The organism is Streptomyces sp. NPDC058701 (assembly GCF_042715295.1).
GTDB lineage: Bacteria > Actinomycetota > Actinomycetes > Streptomycetales > Streptomycetaceae > Streptomyces.
In genome coordinates this window covers 88,864-108,682 of sequence record NZ_JBHXSY010000024.1, presented here as the reverse complement: position 1 = coordinate 108,682, position 19,819 = coordinate 88,864, and the positions used below count along the sequence as shown (strand labels likewise).

Below are 19,819 nucleotides of genomic sequence, written 5' to 3'. Positions count from 1 at the left end.
TCACGAACGATCTGTGACCGACTGGTTAAGTATCGATCTGGCCGATTTCATCCGGCTTTCCGGGTCATTTCCGGAATTCGAAAGGTATACGTCCGAGGTGACGGGCGGTACGCCCGACGCCGACGCGGCGGGCGGACCCGTGAAGTGCCGCCGCGGAGCCCGCTACTGGCCCACCTGACCGGGCCGAAGCGTCTTGGTGAACAGTACGCCGCCTCCCTGGCGCCGCAGCCGGACCGTCAGGTCCCCGCTGTCGCCGTCGATGTCGACCTCGCCGTAGTACGGGGGATTCTCGGACGGGGACATGTTCGCCACCGGAGCGGACTGGACGTACGCGGTCCGCGGCCCGAAGGTGGCGTCGAGCCGCCCGGCCGGGAATCCGCCGGCGCCGATCGGACCGGATACGAACTCCCAGAACGGCGCGAAGTCGCCGAAGGCGGCCCGCTCGGGCGCGTAGTGGTTCGCGGCCGTGTAGTGGACGTCGGCGGTGAGCCAGACGGTGCCGGTGATGCGCTGGTGCTTGATGTGGCGCAGGAGTTCGGCGATCTGGAGCTCGCGGCCGAGCGGGGCGCCGGGGTCGCCCTGGGCGACGGCCTCGAAGTCCGTGGCGCCGTCGGGGACGACGATCCCCAGCGGCATGTCGGCGGCGACGACCTTCCAGGTGGCGCGGGAACGGGACAGCTCGCGCTTGAGCCAGGCCAGCTGCTCGGAGCCGAGGATGCCCACGGGGTCGTCGGAGGCGCGGCCGGGGGAGTTCGCGTTGCGGTGGGTGCGCATGTCGAGCACGAACACGTCGAGCAGCGGCCCGTACCGCATCACCCGGTACATGCGGCCTTCGGCGCGGCCGCCGCGCAGGTCGGTGACGGGGAAGTACTCGCCGAAGGCCCTGCGCGCACGGCGGGCCAGGGTGTCGACGTCCTTGACGGTGTAGCGGGGGTCGTCGATCAGCTGGCCCGGGTACCAGTTGTTGCGGACCTCGTGGTCGTCCCACTGGGCGAGCACCGGGACCTGGGCGTTGAAGCCGCGCAGGCTGCCGTCGAGCAGGTTGTAGCGGAAGTTGCCGCGGAACTCGGCGAGGGTCTCGGCCACTTTGGCCTTCTCCTCGGTGGTGACGTTGCGCCAAAGGGTGCCGTCGCGCAGCGTCGCGGTGGGCTGGATCGGGCCGTCGGCGTAGATCGTGTCCCCGCTGAACAGGAAGAAGTCGGGGTCGCGCTGCCGCATCTCCTCGAAGACGCGGTAGCCGCCGAGGTCGGGGTTGATGCCCCAGCCCTGGCCCGCCAGGTCCCCGGACCACAGGAAGCGCACGTCGTCGCGCCGGGAGACGGGGGTGGTGCGGAACGCGCCGTGCACCGGCTCGGAGGTGCGGCGGGGGTCGTCGGGGTCGGCGAGCACGACCCGGTAGTGGATCTGCTGCCCCGGCGGAAGGTCCCGCAGCACGGTGGTGCCGGTGAAGTCCCCGGACGGGCCGAGCAGCGGGCCCCGGTGGCGGCGTACGGCGTACCGGAACGACTCGCTCGGGGAGGTGTCGACGTACATCCGTGCCGGGCGGTCGGAGCGGGTCCAGACCGTGGCCGCATGGGCGGTGACCTCGCCGGACTGGACGCCCCAAAGGGCCTGGGGCCGGCCGGAACGGGCGAGGGCCGGTGCGGCGGCGAGCGCCGGGACGGCCAGGACCGGCGCGGCGAGCAGCGCGGAGGACAGGGCGAGGGAACCGCCGAGGAGGGAGCGGCGGGTGTGCGGCGTCGGTGCCATCGGTGGGTCTCCGGGGGCCGGCGGGGCGGGGCCGGACCAGTGTGCCGCCGCACACCGGCCCGGCCGCGTCGGCCGCGCGAACCGCGGATGAACAGCCGTCAGCGACTCGGACCCGGGTTGGCGGGGCGCAGACGGCTCAGGTGGCTGGGACTGCCGGGACTGCCGGGACTGCTCGGGCGGCTCGGGCGGCTCGGGCTGCTTGGACCGCTCAGGCTGCCTGGGCTGCTTGGACCGCTCAGGCTGCCTGGGCTGCTCGGGCTGCTCGGGCTGCTCCGCTCAGGCCGCGGCTCCGGTGGCCGTACCGGCCGCCGGGAGGCGGGTGCTGCGGGCGGTGTCCAGGACCACCCGGGCGACGAGTGCCGGATCGTCGTTCATCGGAACGTGCCCGCAGCCCGGGAGCCGGATCAGCCGGGCGCCCGGGATGGTCTGCTTGGCGCGGACCCCCTGACGGCGCAGCAGCAGCCGGTCGCGGGTGCCCCAGGCGATGGTGACCGGCAGCCCGGGCACGTCCGCGGTGAACCGTACGGAGCCGCCGGCGGCCAGGGTCGCCTCGAACCCGGTGGCGTCGCGCAGGGCGAGGGTCTCCTCGACCACGGCCCGCGGCGAACGACGGGCCGGGCGCGCGTAGATGCTCCCGGTGAGGGCGGCCCGCCCGGCGGCGGTCCGCGAGAGCCGCTCCAGCGCGGGGCGCGGCAGCGCCCTGGCGCCGGCGCGCATCGTGAGGAGGGCGGCGAAGGCGTAGCGGCGCTCCCCCTCGGTCCAGAACCCGGCGGGGGAGAGGGCGGTGACCGAGCGGACGAGGCCGCTGCGGGCCATCTCCAGCGCGAGCAGGCCGCCGAGGGAGTTGCCCGCGACGTGCGGGCGCTCGACGCCCAGGGCCGCGCAGAACGCGCCGAGCGCGGGCGCGACGGTGCCCAGGTCGTACGGAACCCCCGCGGGCAGCGGCCCGGAGGCGCCGAAGCCGGGCAGGTCGACCGCGATCACGTCGTACTCGGCGGCCAGGATGTCGCTCACCGGGTGCCAGGCCTGGAGGTGGTGGCCGATGCCGTGCAGCAGGAGGAGCGGTTCACCGGCGCCTTTGCGTGCGTAGGCGACGGTGGTGGCGCGGGGGCCCAGCGGCGAGTCGATCGTGAAGGAGACCGTGGCGGTCATGCTGCTCCTCGTCGGGTGGACGCCCTGGGGCGGGCGTCGGATGAGACGGGCTGTCAGTAGTGCCACCGCCATGACTACCGTCCGGTAGGCCTTGACTACAAGCCTTCTGTGCGCACGAGAACATCCCGTGAACGGCTTGATACGTATGCCCGATCTGCCCCGCAAGGGATGAGCATTGGTCTTGACCAAGGGGGTGTGCCGTCCTATCGTCGCAGGGATAGTGCAGGAACCTTTAATAAACAAAGGCGCGGAACTGCCGCTGGATCACACGGCGAGTGCAGCGATGGCAGGAGGAGTCAGGGTGGGGACCACGCAGCTCGAAACGGCGCCGGAGCCGAAGTACTGGCACCTGAAGACCGTCCTCAGCGAAGCGCTCGACCAGGACTTCGCCGTCGGCGAGGTCCTGCCGAACGAGCGCGAGCTCGCGGCTCGCTTCGGAGTCGCCCGCGCGACCCTGCGCCAGGCGCTGGAGCAGCTGGAGCTCGAAGGACGCCTGCAGCGTCGCCGAGGCGTCGGCACCACGGTCGCCCCGCCGCGCGTCGGCGTAGCCGTCGGCAGCACGCAGCACAGCTGGCCCGGCGAGAGCGTCGACGGCTGGGAGCCGGTGGACGCGGTCGAGGGCCTGCCGCCCGCCACCGTCCTCGCCCTCCTGCGCACCGGCACCGCCGGGGGCGCGGGCTTCGCAGCCGACGAGCCCGTCCAGACCGTACGCCGCACCCGGGTCACCCAGGGACAGGTCGTCGCCGCCGAGCTGCTGTACGTCCCGGCCGCCTCCGTGCCCGGTCTGCCCGCCATCGAGGCACCGGCCGGACCGGCCCGCGCCCGCGTCGTCCTGCGCGAACTCCAGCGGCTGGTCCTCGAAGGCCAGGACCGTTCGGTGGAGCTCGGTTCGGCCCGCGCGGACGACGCCCGCGAACTCGACCGACTGCCGGGCGCCCCGGTGCTCCTGGTCACCACCCGCTACTTCACCGCGGCGGGAACGGCCGCCGTGTCGGTGGCCACCTACCGCGCCGACACCTGCCGCCTGACCTTCGGCGACTCCGGCGACGTCGAGATCACCCACGAACCGCGCGTCGCGTCCTGACGGACCCGCCGCCCGCGGCACGACCCGGGGAACGGGACACACGGCTCCGGCCGAGTCCTCGGCACCCCCTCACGGCCCGGCGCCCCACGCCGGGCCGTTCTTACGTTCGCCGGGAGGGGCCGGGCGATCCGGCGGGGGCGCGCCCCGGAGCCGGGCGTTCGTAACCGGCCGTCGCCCCCGCCGAACGCCCCTCGGGGTCACCGGCGGGCGGTGACCGTCTTCTCCACCGCGAAGAGCTCCTCCTCGACGTGGTCCAGCGCGAGCCGAAGGGCCCCCGTGGCCACGGCGGCCTCGCCGAGCAGGGACAGCTCCACCCGCGGTGGACGCAGGCAGTAGCGCTCCAGCTCCTGGCGGAGGGGGCCCAGTACCCCGTCCAGGCCGGCGGCCCAGCCGCCGACGACCACCAGCTCCGGATCCATCGCCAGGACCAGCGCCGCCACATCGTGCACGAGCCGCTGCAGGAACCGCTCCACGGCGGCCACCGCCCGCTCGTCGCCCCGACGGGCCATCGCGAAGACCTCCGCGACGGCGGGCTCGTCCAGCGGGTGCAACGGTTCGCCGGTGGTCGACAGCAGCTTCTCCGGCGTCACCTCGCGGCCCAGCAGGTGCAGGGCGCCGATCTCACCGGCCGCACCGCCGAATCCCCGGTGCAGCCGCCCGCCGATCAGCGAGCCGGCGCCGGGGCTCAGCCCCGCCATGACGAACACCATGTCATCGGTGTCCCGCGCTGCCCCCTTCCAGTGCTCGGCGACGGCCGCCGCGTTGGCGTCGTTCTCCACGTGCACCGGGCAGCGGAACGAGCGCCGCAACCGTTCGCCGAGCGGCAGCCCGGTCCAGCCGGGCAGTGCCGTGCCCAGGCGGACCGTGCCGTCCGCCTCCACGATGCCGGGGCTGCCGACCCCCACCGCCCGGAGGGAGTCCCGGGGCACCCCGGCCCGGCGCAGCAGGTCGGCGACGGCCGCGCGCACCCGATCCAGCCGTTCGTCTGCGGTCGCCGTCTCCGCGACCTCCTTCGTGCCCGCGCCGATGATCCGCCCGTTCAAGCCGGACAGCAGCACCGCGACCCGGTGCGAGCCGATCTCGATGCCGAGCAGATGGCCCGCCTCGGCACGGAACCGGAACCGGCGGGCCGGCCTGCCCTGCCGCCGCGCGCCCTCTTCGGCACCGGCCTCGACGACGAGCCCGGTCGCGATCAGACCCTCCACGACCCCTTCGACGGTCGGCCGGGAGAGTCCGGTCACCCGGGTGAGATCGGTGAGCGTCGGCGATTCGGCCGCGCGCAGTGCCCGCAACACCACGGCGGAATTGATCCGCCGGAGCAGTGACGGGTCACCGCCGGTCAGCTGCCCCAACGTGTGTCCTCCCAGCTAGCGACCCTGTGAGGCGGATCGTACTGCTCGTCCGCCACGGCGGCGAGAAGCAGCCCCCCATAGTCCGGAACCGACCCCTCCCCGCCCCGACTCTATGCGGGAGCGACGAACCCCGACTCGTAGGCCATGATCACGGCCTGGGTCCGGTCCCGCGCCCCGAGCTTCGCCAGGATCGCGCTGACGTGCGACTTCACCGTCTCCGTGCCGACGATCAGCTCGGCGGCGATCTCCACGTTCGTCAGCCCCCGCGCCATGAGCCGCAGCACCGCCTCCTCCCGCTCGGTCAGGGCGGCCCGCGTCAGCGCCGTCCGCGCCTGGCGGTTCCCGTACTCGGCGGCCAGGGCCCGCACCGCCGCCGGGAACAGCAGGGTCTCGCCCTCCGCGACCAGCCGGACCGCGTGCACGATCTCGGACGGCCGGGCCCGCTTCAGCAGGAACCCGTCGGCACCGGCCCGCAACGCCTGGTAGACGTACTCGTCGTTCTCGAAGGTGGTCACCACGAGGATCTTCGGCGGCGCGTCCACCGACCGCAGGACGGCCCGGGTGGCCTCGATCCCGTCGAGCAGCGGCATCCGGACGTCCATCGCCACCACGTCCGGCCGTAGCTGCCGTACGAGCGGGACGACCGAGGCACCGTCGCCGGCCTCCCCCACCACCTCGATGTCGGGCTGGGCCTCCAGGACGGCGCGCAGGCCCGCGCGCACCAGGGGTTCGTCGTCGACGAGCAGTACGGTAACCGGCATCCGGTCAGCGTATTCGCTCCAGCGGAAGTCGGGCGCGCACTCTCCAACCACCCTCGTACGGCCCGGTCTCGGCCTCACCGCCGAGCAGCGAGGCCCGTTCCCGCATCCCGCGCAGTCCGGAACCGCCGCGGGTCATGACGGCCGGCCGTTCCGGCAGCGGATTCGTGACCTCCAGCACCAGCCGGCCCGGACCCATCTCCACCCGCACCTTCACGGGCACGGGACCGCAGTGCCGCAGCACGTTCGTCAGCGCCTCCTGCAGGATGCGGTACGCCTCCCGGGTGACCGGTCCCGGCAACTTCTCCAGCGGACCAATCAGTTGCGCCTCCACGTCCGAGCCGGAGGCCCGGGCCGCGTCCAGCAGCCGGTCCGCCTCGACCAGCGTCGGCCGCTGCGAGGGCGGTTGCGCCGACTCCCGCAGCACCAGCAGTACCCGTTCAAGGTCCTCCAGTGCCACGCGACCCGTCTCCTCGATCGCGCTCAACGCCCGTTCCGTGAAGGCGGGGTCACCGGCGGCCCGCGCCGCTCCCGCCTGCACGACCGCCACGGTCAGGGCGTGCCCGATCGAGTCGTGCAGCTCCCGTGCGATACGGGTCCGCTCCAGCAACTGCTCGGTGCGCGCCTCCAGCGCGGTGAGGCGCTCGGCCGCCGAAGGCCCGAGCAGCCGCCGGGCGATCGCGGTGATCATCTCCCCGAGCGCGACGACCACGGTGACGAGCGCGATCAGCGGTACCGGCGCGAGCAGGGCGGCCGCCCAGCGCGGCGGGACCAGCGGCAGCATCGGATCGGACGTCAGGTGCTGCCCGAGTGCGGTCGCGACGAGCTCGACGGTCATCACCGGCAGGACGACGGTCGCCCACATGGCCGCGCCCGCCACGACGAGCCGTATCTCAAGCCAGACCAGGGTCCGCCAGCGGTCGTTCCAGTCGGCCGACGGTGCGACGGTGATGCTGTCGTCCGGGGCGTCCCCGCCGTGCGGGGTCAGCAGGAACTGGGCCTGTAGGCCCTCGGCCAGCCGGACCCACGGCACGAACCCGAACGGTATGACGATCAGTAGCGGAGCCCACGGCCACGCGGGATTGACGAACATCCAGAGGGCCAGGAGCAGGAGCGGAACGCAGAGGTGCAGCCAGCGCGAGTACGTCACCGGTCGCAACGGAGCACGGAGCAGTCGGTACATGTACCCATCGTGACAGTGCCCAGGTCGCGGGCGTCTCCCCCACGTGGGGGAGACGAGACCCCCGCGTGGGGGAGGGAAGGGGGAGGAGCGGTCGCGAGTCTTGAGTCATGAACCGCATCGAGATCCGCGAACTGACCAAGGACTACGGCCGCACCCGGGTCGTGGACCACCTCACCTTCGATGTCCTGCCCGGCCGGGTTACCGGCTTCCTGGGACCCAACGGCGCCGGAAAGACCACGACGATGCGGCTGTTGCTGGGGCTCGCCAGGCCCACCGCGGGCACCGCCACCCTCGGCGGTCGCCGTTTCACCGACCTTCGGGAACCGCTGCGCCACGTGGGGGCCCTGCTCGACCCGCAAGCGCCGTACGGCGGGCGCACTGCCCGCGACCACCTGCTCATCCTCGCCGCCGGCAACGGCATTCCGGAGGGGCGGGTGGGCACGGTGCTGGAGCAGTGCGGCATCACCCCGGTGGCACGTCGGCGGATCAAGACCTTCTCGCTAGGCATGCGCCAGCGGCTCGGCATCGCCGCCGCGCTGCTCGGAGACCCCCGAGTGCTCCTGCTGGACGAGCCGACGAACGGTCTGGACCCCGAGGGCATCCTCTGGATAAGGGAGTTGATGCGCCGACTCGCCGGAGAGGGCCGCACGGTCCTCGTCTCCAGCCACCTGATGGCGGAGACCGCGTCGTTCGCCGACCACTTGGTGGTGCTCGGGCAGGGCAGGCTCCTCGTCGACACCCCGACGGCGGAGTTCATCGACGCGCACAGCTCCCCCCGGGTCCGGCTGCGGACCTCCGACCCGGACCGGCTGCTCACCGCCCTGGCGCGCCGGGGACGCGAGCTGGTCCCCGCGGAGGACGGGCGGTGGACCGTCGACGGGATACGGGCCGAGGCGGTCGGGGCCCTCGCGGCCGGCGAAGGGATTCCGGTGCTGGAACTCTCCGACGAGCGGGCCTCGCTGGAGCAGGCCTATCTCGCCCTCACGGCAGGCCGCGCCGACTTCTCCGCGAAGGCGGCCTGACCGCCCTCCGCGTTCACCACCCCGACGCCCCGACTCTCATTGGAGACCCTGCCATGACCACAGCCGCCCTGCCCACCGCACCCGTTCTGCGCTCGGAATGGCTCAAGATACGAACCGCCCGGTCGATCCTCGGCTGCCTGACGGCCGTGTTCGGGGTCACGGTGGGGATCACCGCCCTCACCGCGGCGGCGATCGGCACCGCCGAGGAGGGAGCGATGGGAACGGACCCGCTGCTCGCCGCCTTCTACGGCATCAACTTCGGTCAAATAGCGGCCATCGCCTTCGGCGCCACCGCCCTCGCCGGGGAGTTCCGCGACGGGGCCCTGCGGGTCTCGCTCACCGCGGTGCCCGACCGGACCCGGTTCTACCTGTCGAAGGTGACCGTGGTCGCGGCGCTCGCCTTCCTGGTCGGACAGGTCACGGGGCTCGTCACGTTCGTCTCCGGGCAGGCCTTCATGGGGGAGTACGCCCTCGGACTGGGCGATCCGGGCACGCTGCGGGCGGTGTTCGGCAGCGGCGTCTACCTGATGCTGATGGCCTTGCTCGCGGCCGGCCTGACCGCGCTGGTGCGCAGCGGCACCCTGGTGATGAGCCTGCTCATACCCTTCGTCCTGATCGTTCCGTTCGTGGTCGGGCAGATGGTCGGCGGTGCCGGACGGTTCATGCCCGACCGGGCCGGCCAGGCGGTGATGCGGATGAATGCGGAGGGTTCGCTCGGCCCGTGGACCGGTCTCGGCGTCGCCGCCCTCTGGTCGCTCGCCGCGCTGACCGCAGGCTGGATAGCGGTACGCCGGAGGGACGCGTGACGCCAGGCCAGTTGTCAGTGGTGGCCGGGATACTGACGGTATGACCACGGCAGAGCACCTCGACACGATCGACCGGCTCCGGGGCCGGGAGTTCCCGACGGAGCACGTCCGGTGCGGCGGGATGCGCAGCGGCCCGGGATACCACCTGGTCCAGGTCGGCCGGGCCGAGGACGTCTGGGAGGACGGCGGTTCGGGGCGGGCAGCGGCAGCCGACCAGGTCACCGCCGAGTACGGAGCGCTCACCCAGGCCCTGGAAGCCCGGTGGGGGGAGGCCCAGATATTCAGCGTGGCCTCGCTCAGACACCGGGGGATCGAGGGGGAGGAGATACCCGAGCCGTGGGACGAGGTGAGCAGCACGACCGATCACGTGCACGCCTGGCGGGTGGGAGCGCAGTGGCTCGTGGCCTACGCGGCACATTGGGACGGCGGCGAACCCCACGGGCTGATGGCGGGCGTCACGGTGGTCGACCCTCCGTAACACCCGCATCCGCAACCGCACCCGCACCCCTCTAGCCGTCGTAGCGGCGGCCCCGGCCGGCGTCGGCCGCGTCCCTCGGGTCAGGTGTCGTCGGGGAATTCGGCGGCGACGCGCAGGCGGGCGTACTCCTGGGCCATGGACTCGGCGGTCCAGTGGGCGTTGAGACCGCTCGGGTTGGGGAGGGCCCAGATGCGGGTGGAGCCGATGGTCCGCTCCTGGGGGCCGATCTGGGCCCGGCGTTCCCCGAAGGCGGTCCGGTAGGCGGTCACGCCGACCACCGCCAGCCACTGGGGGCGCAGCAGCTCCACCTTGGCCGTCAGGATGCGGCCGCCCTCGCGGAACTCCTCGGCGCTCAGCTCGTCGGCGCGGGCCGTGGCACGGGCCACGACGTTGGTGATGCCGAGGCGGTGGGCGAGCAGCTCCTCCTGTTCCGACGGCGCGAAGCGGCGGGGGGTGAACCCGGACAGGTGCAGGACCGGCCAGAAGCGGTTGCCGGGCCGGGCGAAGTGGTGGCCCGTCGCGGCGGAGAGGAGACCCGGGTTGATACCGCAGAACAGCACACGGAGACCGCCCGCGACCACGTCCGGGAGGACGCGGTCGCGGGCGGCGTTCAGCTCCTCGGGGGTCAGAGGATCGACCCCGGCGCGTACCCGGCGGCCTCCGGGTGCTGCTTGGCGATCGCCTCGATGCGGGAGACCACCACCGCGACCTGGTCGGCCGCCGCCCCGGTGAAGGACAGCTTGTCGGACATGAGGGCGTCGAGCTGGGCCCGGTCCAGCGGCATCCGGTCGTCGGCGGCCAGCTTGTCCAGCAGCTCGTTGCGCTCCGCGCCCTGCTCGCGCATGGCGAGGGCCGAGGCCACCGCGTGCTCCTTGATGACCTCGTGCGCGACCTCGCGGCCCACCCCGGCCCGCACCGCGCCCATGAGGACCTTCGTGGTCGCGAGGAACGGCAGGTAGCGGTCCAGCTCGCGGGCGACGACCGCCGGGAAGGCGCCGAACTCGTCGAGGACCGTCAGGAAGGTCTCCAGCAGGCCGTCGAACGCGAAGAACGCGTCCGGCAGGGCGACCCGGCGGACCACGGAGCAGGAGACGTCGCCCTCGTTCCACTGGTCGCCGGCCAGCTCACCCGTCATCGAGGCGTAGCCGCGCAGGATGACCATGAGGCCGTTCACACGCTCGCAGGAGCGGGTGTTCATCTTGTGCGGCATCGCCGAGGAGCCGACCTGACCCGGCTTGAAGCCCTCGGTGACCAGCTCGTGGCCGGCCATCAGACGGATGGTCTTGGCGATCGACGAAGGCGCGGCGGCCAGCTGCACGAGCGCCGTGACCACGTCGTAGTCGAGCGAGCGCGGGTAGACCTGGCCCACCGAGGTGAAGGCCTGGCCGAAACCGAGGTGGGCGGCGATCCGCTGCTCGAGGTCGGCGAGCTTCGAGGCGTCGCCGCCGAGCAGGTCGAGCATGTCCTGGGCGGTGCCGACCGGGCCCTTGATGCCGCGCAGCGGGTAGCGGCCCAGCAGGTCCTCCAGACGGTCGTAGGCCACCAGCAGCTCGTCGGCCGCCGTGGCGAAGCGCTTGCCCAGCGTGGTCGCCTGCGCCGCCACGTTGTGGGAGCGGCCGGCCATGACCAGCTCGGCGTGCTCGCCGGCCAGCTTGCCGAGGCGGGCGAGCACGGCGACCGTGCGGTCCCGGGCCAGCTCCAGCGAGAGCCGGATCTGCAGCTGCTCGACGTTCTCCGTGAGGTCGCGGGACGTCATGCCCTTGTGGACCTGCTCGTGACCGGCGAGGGCGTTGAACTCCTCGATCCGGGCCTTCACGTCGTGCCGGGTGACCTTCTCGCGCTCGGCGATCGAGGCGAGGTCGACGGTCTCCAGGACGCGCTCGTAGTCGGCGAGGGCGGCGTCCGGGACCTCGATACCGAGGTCCTTCTGGGCGCGCAGCACGGCGAGCCACAGCCGCCGCTCCAGCGTCACCTTGTACTCGGGGGACCACAGGACGGCGAGCTCCGCGGAGGCGTAGCGGCCGGCCAGGACATTGGGGATGCGGGGCTTGGCTGTCACGTGGAGGGATTCTACTTGGGCCCCGGCTGTGTGTTTACGCAGGTAGGGGCGCCCCCGCTGATTGTGCCTTGCTACGAGAGCGGAGAGTGCTCGTACGGCAGCAGCTCGGGGCGCTTGGCGGGGCGCCCGTCTCCGCTGGAGCGGCCCGTCAGCCGGCGGCCCACCCAGGGCAGCAGGTGCTGCCGGGCGAAGCTGAGGTCCTGGGACCGGCGCACCGACCAGCCCGCCGGCGCCGCGGCCGGCAGCGCGGTGTGCCAGTCCTCCTCCGGCGGCAGGCCCAGAGCCTGCCAGACCGCCTCGGCCACCCGGCGGTGCCCCTCCGACGTCAGGTGCAGCCGGTCGACGTCCCACATGCGCGGGTCGCCGAGCGCCGGAGACCCGTACAGGTCCACCACCAGGGCCCCGTGCCGGGCGGCCAGCTCCTCGATGATGACGAAGAGCTCCTCCATCCGGGGCCGGAAGCGTTCCATCACCGGCCCGTTGCGCCCCGGGGAGCGCATCAGGACGAGCTGCCCGCACGAGGGAGCGAGGAGCTCCACGGCCGATTCCAGGTGGGCCCGGACCCGGCCCATGTCGACCTTGGGGCGCAGGGCGTCGTTCAGGCCGCCGACCAGGGTCACGACGTCGGCGCCCATGGCCGCGGCCGCGGGGGCCTGTTCCGCGGCGATCTGGCCGATCAGCTTCCCGCGCACCGCGAGGTTGGCGTAGCGGAAGCCGGGCTCGCGCGCCGCGAGGCGGGCGGCCAGCAGGTCCGCCCAGCCCCGGTAGGAGCCGTCCGGGAGCAGGTCGGACATGCCCTCGGTGAAGGAGTCGCCGACCGCGACGAAACTGGTGTAAGAGGCATTCATCTCCATGGCGGAGCGATGCTACCGCGCGGTACCCCCGGCCCACGGGGCCGGGGGACCACAGCTCGGGGCCGGCTACGCGGAGGCCGGCCTGGCGAACAGCTCGCGCAGCACGTCCTCCATCGTCACCAGGCCCGTCATGGCGCCGTCCGCCCCGAGCACGGCGGCCAGGTGCGTACGGCTGCGGCGCATCGCGGTGAGCACGTCGTCCAGCGGGGTCTCCGCCCGCACCTGGGCAATCTGCCGCAGCGCCGACACCGGGAAGGGCGCGTCCCGCTCCTGCGCCTGCGCGTCCAGCGCGTCCTTGACGTGCAGGTACCCCAGGATCCCGTGGTGGGCGTCGACCACCGGGAACCGGGAATACCCCGACTCGGCCGACAGCCGCTCCAGCCCGGCCGGGGTGATGCCCCGCCGCGCCGTGACCACCCGTTCCGCCGACAGCACCACGTCGGTCACCGGCCGACGGCCCAGCTCCAGAGCGTCGTGCAGCCGCTCGCTCGCCCGGTCGTCCAGGAGCCCCGCCTCGCTGGAGTCCCTGACCATCCGGGCCAGCTCGTCGTCCGAGAACGTCGCCGAGACCTCGTCCTTGACCTCCACCCGCAGCAGGCGCAGCAGCGCGTTGGCGAAGGCGTTGATCGCGAAGATCACCGGACGCAGGGCCCTGGTCACGGCCACCAGGGGCGGCCCCAGCAGCAGCGCGGTGCGCACCGGCTCGGACAGCGCCACGTTCTTCGGCACCATCTCGCCGAAGAGCATGTGCAGGTACGTGGCCAGCGCCAGCGCCACCACGAAGGAGATCGCGTGGGTCAGCCCGGCCGGCACACCGAAGAACTCGAACACCGGAGTCAGCAGGTGCGCGATGGCCGGCTCGGCCACCACGCCCAGCACCAGGGTGCACAGGGTGATGCCGAGCTGCGCAGCCGCCATCAGGGCCGACACGTGCTCCAGCCCCCACACGACGGCGCGGGCCCGCCGGTCGCCCTGCTCGGCGTACGGCTCGATCTGGCTGCGCCGGACCGAGATCAGCGCGAACTCCGCGCCGACGAAGAAGGCGTTGACGACCAGGGTCGCCAGGCCGATCAACAGCTGGATCACGGTCATCGTGACTCCTCCCCGCCGTCGGTCTCGGCGGCGCCGTCGGCGAAGCCGGGTCCGGCCGGGGCGTGCAGCAGCACCCGCGCCGCCCGCCGTCCGCCGGCGTCCACCACGTCGAGCCGCCAGCCGTCCAGCTCCATGCTGTCGCCGACGAGCGGGATGCGGCCCAGCTCGGTCGCCACCAAACCGGCCAGCGTCTCGTACGGGCCGTCCGGCACCCGCAGGCCGATCCGCTGGAGCTGGTCGGTGCGGGCGGCGCCGTCCGCCGAGTACAGCGGGCGTCCGGAGTCGTCCGTTCCGGCCGGTGCCAGATCCGCGGTCTCGTGCGGGTCGTGTTCGTCGCGGACCTCGCCGACGACCTCCTCGACGATGTCCTCCAGCGTGGCCACACCGGCCGTGCCGCCGTATTCGTCGATGACCACGGCCATCGTCTGCCGGCCGGACAGCCGGTCCAGCAGCCGGTCCACGGTCAGCGACTCCGGTACGAGGAGCGGCTCGCGCAGCAGCGACGCCACCGGATGGCGGTGGCGCTCCTCGGCGGGCAGCGCCAGCACGTCCTTGATGTGAACGGTGCCGACGACCGAGTCCAGGCTCCCCCGGTAGACGGGGAAACGGGACAGGCCGGTGGCCAGCGTCGCGTTCGCCACGTCCTCCGCGGTCGTCTGCAGGTCCAGCGCGGTCACCTGGACCCGCGGGGTCATCACGTTCTCCGCGGTCAGATCGGCCAGGTTCAAGGTGCGCACGAACAGCTCCGCGGTGTCCTTCTCCAGGGCTCCGGCCTTCGCCGAGTGCCGGGCCAGGGCCATCAGCTCCTGGGGGGTGCGGGCCGAGGCCAGCTCCTCGGCGGGCTCCATCCCGAAGCGGCGCACCATGTGGTTCGCCGTGGTGTTCAGATGGCTGATGAACGGCCTGAAGGCCCGGCTGAAGGCCCGCTGAACCATGGCCACGCGCTTGGCGATCGCCAGCGGCGAGGAGATCGCCCAGTTCTTGGGCACCAGCTCGCCGACCACCATCAGGACGACGGTCGACAGCACCGTGCCGAGGACCAGGGCCGTGGTGGAGGCGGCGCCGGGGGACAGCCCCATGGCCTCGAACGGGCCCTGCAGCAGCGCCGAGATCGACGGCTTGGAGAGCATGCCGATGACCAGACCGGTCACGGTGATGCCGAGCTGAGCGCCGGACAGCTGGAACGTCAGCGTCTTCACGGCGGCCAGGGCGCTGTCCGCACCCCGCTCGCCGCGCTCGACGGCCCGTTCGAGGTCGCTTCGCTCGACGGTGGTCAGCGAGAACTCGGCCGCGACGAAGACCCCGCAGACAAGACAGAGCAGCAGCGCCAGGAGGAGCAGGAGCACTTCCGTCATCGGTCGATCACCTCCGTCCCATGATCGGCCAGGAGGAGGGGTGCCGCGCGATGTCGCGGACGGGAGTGTCGTTCATCGGCAGGCTCGCCCATGGGCGGACGCTCACACCTTTCATGCGGGAAGAGGAGGGATCGGAGTCCGGGTTCCGGGTCCGAGAGGAGATCGTTTTTCCCTGCGGTAGGGAGACCGTTTTTCCACACGGTAGAGGAAGGCCGCAGGGCACCGGTCCCGCGGCGGCGCCCCGTCCCACGGAACGGAAGCCGCCGACGGGCCTGGCGCCGCCGTGCTCGGATTCCGATCATGAACCAGCTGCGCATACGGACCGCCGCCGCCGGCCGACGCCGCGGACGTGCTCGCCTCGTGAACGAACGGGCCCGGCAGGCGTGGGCCGCGGCCGGGTACCACCGCCAGGACCGCTGGCGGCGCTGGGTGAAACCGTTCGAGCCGGTACGGGACACCGGGCGCGGGCGCGCCGACGGCCCGGTCAACTGACGCGGCGGGCCGAGCCGAGCACGCAGTACGACGTCGGGAGGGCCGGGCCGCGCTCGGGCAGCCGGAAGGCGCGGTGGGAGACGATACGGAACCCGGCGGCCTCGATCGACGCGAGCGGGTCACGGGCGGTGTGGCAGCCGCCGAACAGGCGCGGCCAGACGGTCCGGTCGAGCGCGCGCTGGATGCCCGCCATGCCGGGGCCGGGGGCCAGACCGTGCTCGAAGAAGCGCAGCTCGGCGTCGGGGCGCAGGACGCGGTGCAGTTCGGCGAGGGAGCGGGGCAGGTCCCGTACGGTGCACAGCACCAGCGAGGCGACGGCGGCGTCGAAGGCCTCGCTCTTCACGGGCAGTGCCTCGGCGGCGCCCGGTACGACGTCCACCGGCACCTCGACGTGCTGTGCGGCGGCGGACGCGAGGCGGCGCAGGGTGCGTTCCGGTTCGACGGCGACGACCTCGGACACGGCGCGGGGGGAGTGCGCGAAGTTCAGGCCGTTGCCGGCGCCGATCTCGATGACGCGGCCGGACACGCCGTGCAGCAGCTCGCGCCGGAGGGGGGCGATGCCGGCGCGGGTCTCGGCGGTGGTGCTGGCGCGGGCGTAGAACCGCGCGAAGAGGGGGTGGTGGACCGGGTCGTGGGGCGGTGCCGGTGCCGGGCTACGGCGGGGCATGGGCATGTGGGCCTCCGGGGCGGTGGCGGTGCCGGTACTTCCAGGGTGCCCGGTCGGCGGGGCCTCATCCCTGCCGGTGCCTGTCCGGGGGGCCGCCGGTTTCGGGGCCCCGCCGTGCCGCTGGCGCGACGGCGCGGCGGGAGCAGCGGGGGCGTGGTTCCGCGGCTCCGGCTCGTGGCTCCGCCCCGTGGCTCCGCGCCTCAATCGCCGGCGGGGCTGGGCGGGGCCAGGACGCTCATGCCGGTGCATGCGGTGAGGTCGTGGTTCCGGGGCCCCGCCGGGGCTCCGGCCCCGCGCGCCCGCGCCGCTGACGTCGGCGGGGCTGTATGTGCCGGCTCGGTGCCGGGATGTGCCGGATCCAGCCTCGTGGATGCGTGCCGGCCCCCCGGCCGGCCCCCCGGCCCCGGGCCCCGGCGGTCAGGCGGGCCAGGCGGTGAGGAAGGCGGTGGCGGACCAGGTGCCCGACAGGGCGGGGGAGAGCCAGGTCGGGGCCGCCGCGCGGAACCGGTCCGGCGGGAGGGTGCCCGAGCCCTCGGGGACCGCGCCCAGCAGCGGCAGGCCGGAGACCACCGGGAGGTCGGCCAGGTTGCAGCGGGAGGCCAGGTCCGGCGCGGCCGGCCAGCTGCCGACGACGACGCCCAGCGCGGTCAGCCCCCGCGCCCGCAGGGCCTCCGCGGTGAGGGCGGTCGCGTTGAGGGTGCCGAGGCCCGCCGGGGCGACGACCAGTGTCGGCGCGCCGAGCAGCCGGGCCGCGTCGGCCAGGGTGCGGCCCGCCTCGTCGAAGCGGACGAGCAGCCCGCCCGCCCCCTCGACCAGCACCAGGTCGTGCGTGAGCGCCAACCGGGTGGCCGCCTCGGCGATCGCCGCCGGGGAGAGGGTCGCCAGCCCCGAGCGCCGGGCCGCCGTGTCCGGGGCCAACGGCTCCGGGTAGCGGGCCAGTTCGAGCGGCGTCACCGACGGCCCGGCCAGCCGCACCACCTCGGCGGCGTCTCCCGGCTCATCCGGGTTCACGCCGGTCTGCGCCGGCTTGAGCACCGCCACCGAGCGCCCGGCCGCGACCGCGGCGGCCGCGACCGCCGCGGTGACCACCGTCTTGCCGATCTCGGTGCCCGTGCCGGACACCACCAGTACGGACATCTCAGCCCTCCTGAGCAGCCGCGACCACCGCGCGGCAGATGCGGGCCACGTCGGCGTCGCCCGTGACGTACGGCGGCATGGTGTAGATCAGGTCCCGGAACGGCCGCAGCCAGACGCCCTCCCGGACCGCCGCCCGGGTCGCCGCCGCCATGTCGACGTCGTGCGTCAGCTGGACCACCCCGATCGCGCCGAGGACGCGCACCTCCCGTACGCCGGGCAGCGCGGCGGCCGGAGCGAGGCCCTCGCGCAGACCCGCCTCGATCCGCTTGACCTCGCCCGCCCAGTCCCGGTCGAGCAGCAGGTCGACGGAGGCCAGCGCCACGGCCGTCGCGAGCGGGTTGCCCATGAAGGTCGGGCCGTGCGCGAGCACCGGTACCTCCCCCCGCGAGATGCCGTCGGCCACCCGGCTCGTGCACAGGGTCGCCGCCAGCGAGAGGTAGCCGCCCGTCAGGGCCTTGCCCAGGCACAGCACGTCGGGGGTGATCCCGGCGTGGTCGGCCGCGAAGAGGGCGCCCGTACGGCCGAAGCCCGTCGCGATCTCGTCCAGGATCAGCAGGACCCCGTACTCGTCGCACAGCTCGCGCAGCACGCGCAGGTAGCCGGGGTTGTGGAAGCGCATGCCGCCGGCGCCCTGCACCACCGGTTCCACGATCACCGCGGCCAGCTCGTCCGCGTGGGCGGCGATCAGAGCGCGCAGGTGGTCGGCGTACGCCGGGTCGACGGGCGTGTCGAAGTCGCCGGGCGGCGCGTCCGCGAAGACCTGCCGGGGCAGATGGCCCTGCCACAGCTCGTGCATCCCGCCCTCGGGATCGCAGACGGCCATCGGCTGCCAGGTGTCCCCGTGGTAGCCGCCGCGCCAGGTGAGCAGCCGGGTCTTGCCCGTCCGCCCCACCGAACGCCAGTACTGCAGGCACATCTTGACGGCGACTTCGACGGCGACCGAGCCCGAGTCCGACAGGAACACGTGCTCCAGACCCGCCGGGGTGATCTCGACCAGCCGCGCGGAGAGCCGGACGGCGGGCTCGTGGGTGAGCCCGCCGAACATCACGTGCGACATCCGGCCCAACTGGGACGTCACGGCCTCGTTCAGCACCGGGTGGTTGTAGCCGTGGACGGCCGACCACCAGGAGGACATGCCGTCGACCAGCTCTTCGTGCCCCTGCCCGCGGGCCGGGTCGGCGAGCCGCAGCCGGACACCCGAGGCGGAGGCGACGACCAGCGGCTCCTGCCGTCCGGGCATGGGGCCGTACGGGTGCCAGACGTGCTGCCGGTCCAGCGCGAGGAGTTCCGCGCCGGCCGGCGGCGGGTGGAGCGGATCAGGCATTGGGGGCGATGTCCGTCCCCGCGCCGCGACGGCGGACCGACACCAGGTCGGACCGGACGCCGCCGGCGTCGGCCTGCGCCCGTACGGGAGCCGCCTCGGCGTGCCCCGAGCAGCCGCCGCACGCCGAACCGCAGCCGGCCGCCTCCGCACCGTCGGCGGGCGCCGCGGAACCGCAGACCGAGGCGCCGCCGCCGTGCGAGCCGCAGCCGCCGGCCGGAGCCGCCGCCGCCCCGGTGTCCGCCGCCAGGTCGGAGCGGTGGGCGGGCAGGGTCGTCGTACCGGCGCCCTCCACCTCGAAACCGGCGTCCGCGATCATGTCGAGGTCGGCCTGACCGGCCTGGCCCTCACTGGTCAGGTAGTCGCCCAGGAAGATCGAGTTGACCAGGTGCAGGGCCAGCGGCTGCATCGAGCGCAGGTGCACCTCGCGCCCGCCCGCGAGGCGGACCTCGACGTCGGGACAGACGAAGCGGACCATCGCGAGGATGCGCAGGGCGCGCTGCGGGGTGAGGTTCCACTCCTTGGCCAGCGGGGTGCCCTCGAACGGGATCAGGAAGTTGACCGGCACCGAGTCGGGGTCGAGCCCGCGCAGCGAGTACACGACGTCGACCAGGTCCTCGTCGCTCTCGCCCATGCCCGCGATCAGGCCGGAACAGGCGGACAGGCCGGCGGCGTGCGCCTTCTGCACCGTGTCGACGCGGTCGGCGTACGTGTGGGTCTTGGTGATCTGCCCGTAGGTGGCCTCGGAGGTGTTGAGGTTGTGGTTGTACGCGTCGGCGCCGGCGTCCTTCAGGCGCTCCGCCTGACCGTCCGAGAGCAGGCCCAGGCAGGCGCAGACCTCGACGCCCTCGTTCTGCTCCTTGATCGCGGCGATCGTCTTGCCGACCCGGTCCACGTCCCGGTCCGTCGGCCCGCGGCCGCTCGCGACCAGACAGACCCGCTTCGCGCCGCCCGCGACACCGGCGGCCGCGGCCTGGGAGGCCTCCTCCGGCTTCAGCCAGGTGTACTTGAGGATCTCGGCCTTCGACCCCAGGCGCTGGGAGCAGTACGAGCAGTCCTCCGGGCACAGGCCCGACTTCAGGTTGACCAGATAGTTCAGCTTCACCCGACGTCCGAACCACTGACGGCGCACCTTGCCGGCCGCGGCCACCACGTCGAGCAGTTCGTCGTCAGAAGTCGCCAGTACGGCGAGCGCCTCTTCGCGGGTCGGCAGCTCGCGCCGCAGCCCCTTGTCCACCAGGGTGTTCAGCAGGTCCAT

At 73.4% G+C, this 19,819-nt stretch carries 19 protein-coding genes; 5 read left to right on the top strand and 14 right to left on the bottom strand.

Translation table 11 applies throughout. The features are described 5' to 3' along the window. Window positions 1–162: 162 nt before the first annotated feature. Window positions 163–1,749 carry an alkaline phosphatase D family protein gene (locus ACFWW8_RS24325; protein ID WP_386531235.1) on the bottom strand — a complete coding sequence of 529 codons (1,587 nt, stop codon included), beginning with the start codon at window positions 1,747–1,749 and terminating at the stop codon, window positions 163–165. Window positions 1,750–2,025: 276 nt separating this feature from the next. Beyond that, window positions 2,026–2,901: an alpha/beta fold hydrolase gene (locus ACFWW8_RS24320; protein ID WP_386531233.1), complete on the bottom strand. Its 876-nt coding sequence runs from the start codon at window positions 2,899–2,901 to the stop codon at window positions 2,026–2,028. Between the two features lie 301 nt (window positions 2,902–3,202). On the opposite strand from ACFWW8_RS24320, the gene ACFWW8_RS24315 reads away from it, so the two are divergent. Next, window positions 3,203–3,985 carry a GntR family transcriptional regulator gene (locus ACFWW8_RS24315; RefSeq protein ID WP_386531231.1) on the top strand — a complete coding sequence of 261 codons (783 nt, stop codon included), beginning with the start codon at window positions 3,203–3,205 and terminating at the stop codon, window positions 3,983–3,985. A gap of 197 nt (window positions 3,986–4,182) precedes the next feature. On the opposite strand, the gene ACFWW8_RS24310 is transcribed toward ACFWW8_RS24315, so the two are convergent. The 3 genes from ACFWW8_RS24310 to ACFWW8_RS24300 all read right to left on the bottom strand — a co-directional run bounded on the left by ACFWW8_RS24310 (window position 4,183) and on the right by ACFWW8_RS24300 (window position 7,278). Further along, window positions 4,183–5,337, bottom strand: coding sequence for an ROK family transcriptional regulator (locus tag ACFWW8_RS24310; RefSeq protein WP_386531229.1), 1,155 nt, complete (start codon window positions 5,335–5,337; stop codon window positions 4,183–4,185). Window positions 5,338–5,447: 110 nt separating this feature from the next. Then, window positions 5,448–6,098 carry a response regulator gene (locus ACFWW8_RS24305; RefSeq protein ID WP_386531227.1) on the bottom strand — a complete coding sequence of 217 codons (651 nt, stop codon included), beginning with the start codon at window positions 6,096–6,098 and terminating at the stop codon, window positions 5,448–5,450. A gap of 4 nt (window positions 6,099–6,102) precedes the next feature. Further along, window positions 6,103–7,278: a sensor histidine kinase gene (locus ACFWW8_RS24300; protein ID WP_386531225.1), complete on the bottom strand. Its 1,176-nt coding sequence runs from the start codon at window positions 7,276–7,278 to the stop codon at window positions 6,103–6,105. A 107-nt stretch (window positions 7,279–7,385) separates the two neighbouring features. On the opposite strand from ACFWW8_RS24300, the gene ACFWW8_RS24295 reads away from it, so the two are divergent. Genes ACFWW8_RS24295 through ACFWW8_RS24285 form a run of 3 tightly spaced genes read left to right on the top strand, consistent with a single transcriptional unit; the run spans window position 7,386 to window position 9,584 of the window. Then, the gene (locus tag ACFWW8_RS24295; RefSeq protein ID WP_386531223.1) at window positions 7,386–8,300 is read left to right on the top strand and encodes an ABC transporter ATP-binding protein; all 915 of its coding nucleotides are present in this window, start codon (window positions 7,386–7,388) and stop codon (window positions 8,298–8,300) included. A gap of 53 nt (window positions 8,301–8,353) precedes the next feature. Then, a complete protein-coding gene (locus tag ACFWW8_RS24290) occupies window positions 8,354–9,106 on the top strand; it encodes an ABC transporter permease subunit (RefSeq protein WP_386531221.1) in 753 nt (250 codons plus the stop codon). Window positions 9,107–9,146: 40 nt separating this feature from the next. Next, window positions 9,147–9,584, top strand: a complete 438-nt coding sequence (locus ACFWW8_RS24285) for a hypothetical protein (protein ID WP_386531218.1) — start codon at window positions 9,147–9,149, stop codon at window positions 9,582–9,584. Between the two features lie 80 nt (window positions 9,585–9,664). Here ACFWW8_RS24285 and mug read toward each other — a convergent pair whose 3' ends face one another. The 5 genes from mug to ACFWW8_RS24260 all read right to left on the bottom strand — a co-directional run bounded on the left by mug (window position 9,665) and on the right by ACFWW8_RS24260 (window position 14,944). Further along, window positions 9,665–10,213 carry a G/U mismatch-specific DNA glycosylase gene (mug, locus tag ACFWW8_RS24280; protein WP_386531255.1) on the bottom strand — a complete coding sequence of 183 codons (549 nt, stop codon included), beginning with the start codon at window positions 10,211–10,213 and terminating at the stop codon, window positions 9,665–9,667. Continuing rightward, window positions 10,210–11,643 (bottom strand): adenylosuccinate lyase, encoded by a 1,434-nt coding sequence (purB, locus tag ACFWW8_RS24275; RefSeq protein ID WP_386531216.1) that lies wholly within the window; start codon window positions 11,641–11,643, stop codon window positions 10,210–10,212. The genes mug and purB overlap by 4 nt, the downstream gene beginning before the upstream one ends. 71 nt (window positions 11,644–11,714) lie before the next feature. Beyond that, the gene (locus ACFWW8_RS24270) at window positions 11,715–12,497 is read right to left on the bottom strand and encodes an SGNH/GDSL hydrolase family protein (RefSeq protein ID WP_386531214.1); all 783 of its coding nucleotides are present in this window, start codon (window positions 12,495–12,497) and stop codon (window positions 11,715–11,717) included. 66 nt (window positions 12,498–12,563) lie between these two features. Beyond that, a complete protein-coding gene (locus ACFWW8_RS24265; protein WP_386531212.1) occupies window positions 12,564–13,589 on the bottom strand; it encodes a hemolysin family protein in 1,026 nt (341 codons plus the stop codon). Then, on the bottom strand, window positions 13,586–14,944 hold the full coding sequence (locus tag ACFWW8_RS24260; protein WP_386531210.1) for a hemolysin family protein: 1,359 nt from the start codon (window positions 14,942–14,944) through the stop codon (window positions 13,586–13,588). Before ACFWW8_RS24260 ends, ACFWW8_RS24265 begins: the two co-directional genes overlap by 4 nt. 300 nt (window positions 14,945–15,244) lie before the next feature. Between ACFWW8_RS24260 and ACFWW8_RS24255 the strand changes: the two genes are divergently transcribed. Continuing rightward, complete coding sequence (locus tag ACFWW8_RS24255) at window positions 15,245–15,436, top strand: hypothetical protein (protein WP_386531208.1); 192 nt, start codon at window positions 15,245–15,247, stop codon at window positions 15,434–15,436. Here ACFWW8_RS24255 and ACFWW8_RS24250 read toward each other — a convergent pair. The 4 genes from ACFWW8_RS24250 to bioB all read right to left on the bottom strand — a co-directional run bounded on the left by ACFWW8_RS24250 (window position 15,429) and on the right by bioB (window position 19,819). Further along, window positions 15,429–16,103: a class I SAM-dependent methyltransferase gene (locus ACFWW8_RS24250; protein WP_386531254.1), complete on the bottom strand. Its 675-nt coding sequence runs from the start codon at window positions 16,101–16,103 to the stop codon at window positions 15,429–15,431. The two genes, ACFWW8_RS24255 and ACFWW8_RS24250, sit on opposite strands and share 8 nt — an antisense overlap. Before the next feature lie 417 nt (window positions 16,104–16,520). After that, the gene (bioD, locus tag ACFWW8_RS24245; protein ID WP_386531206.1) at window positions 16,521–17,240 is read right to left on the bottom strand and encodes a dethiobiotin synthase; all 720 of its coding nucleotides are present in this window, start codon (window positions 17,238–17,240) and stop codon (window positions 16,521–16,523) included. 1 nt (window position 17,241) lies between these two features. Next, on the bottom strand, window positions 17,242–18,564 hold the full coding sequence (locus tag ACFWW8_RS24240) for an adenosylmethionine--8-amino-7-oxononanoate transaminase (RefSeq protein WP_386531204.1): 1,323 nt from the start codon (window positions 18,562–18,564) through the stop codon (window positions 17,242–17,244). Then, window positions 18,557–19,819: a biotin synthase BioB gene (gene bioB / locus ACFWW8_RS24235; protein ID WP_386531202.1), complete on the bottom strand. Its 1,263-nt coding sequence runs from the start codon at window positions 19,817–19,819 to the stop codon at window positions 18,557–18,559. Before bioB ends, ACFWW8_RS24240 begins: the two co-directional genes overlap by 8 nt.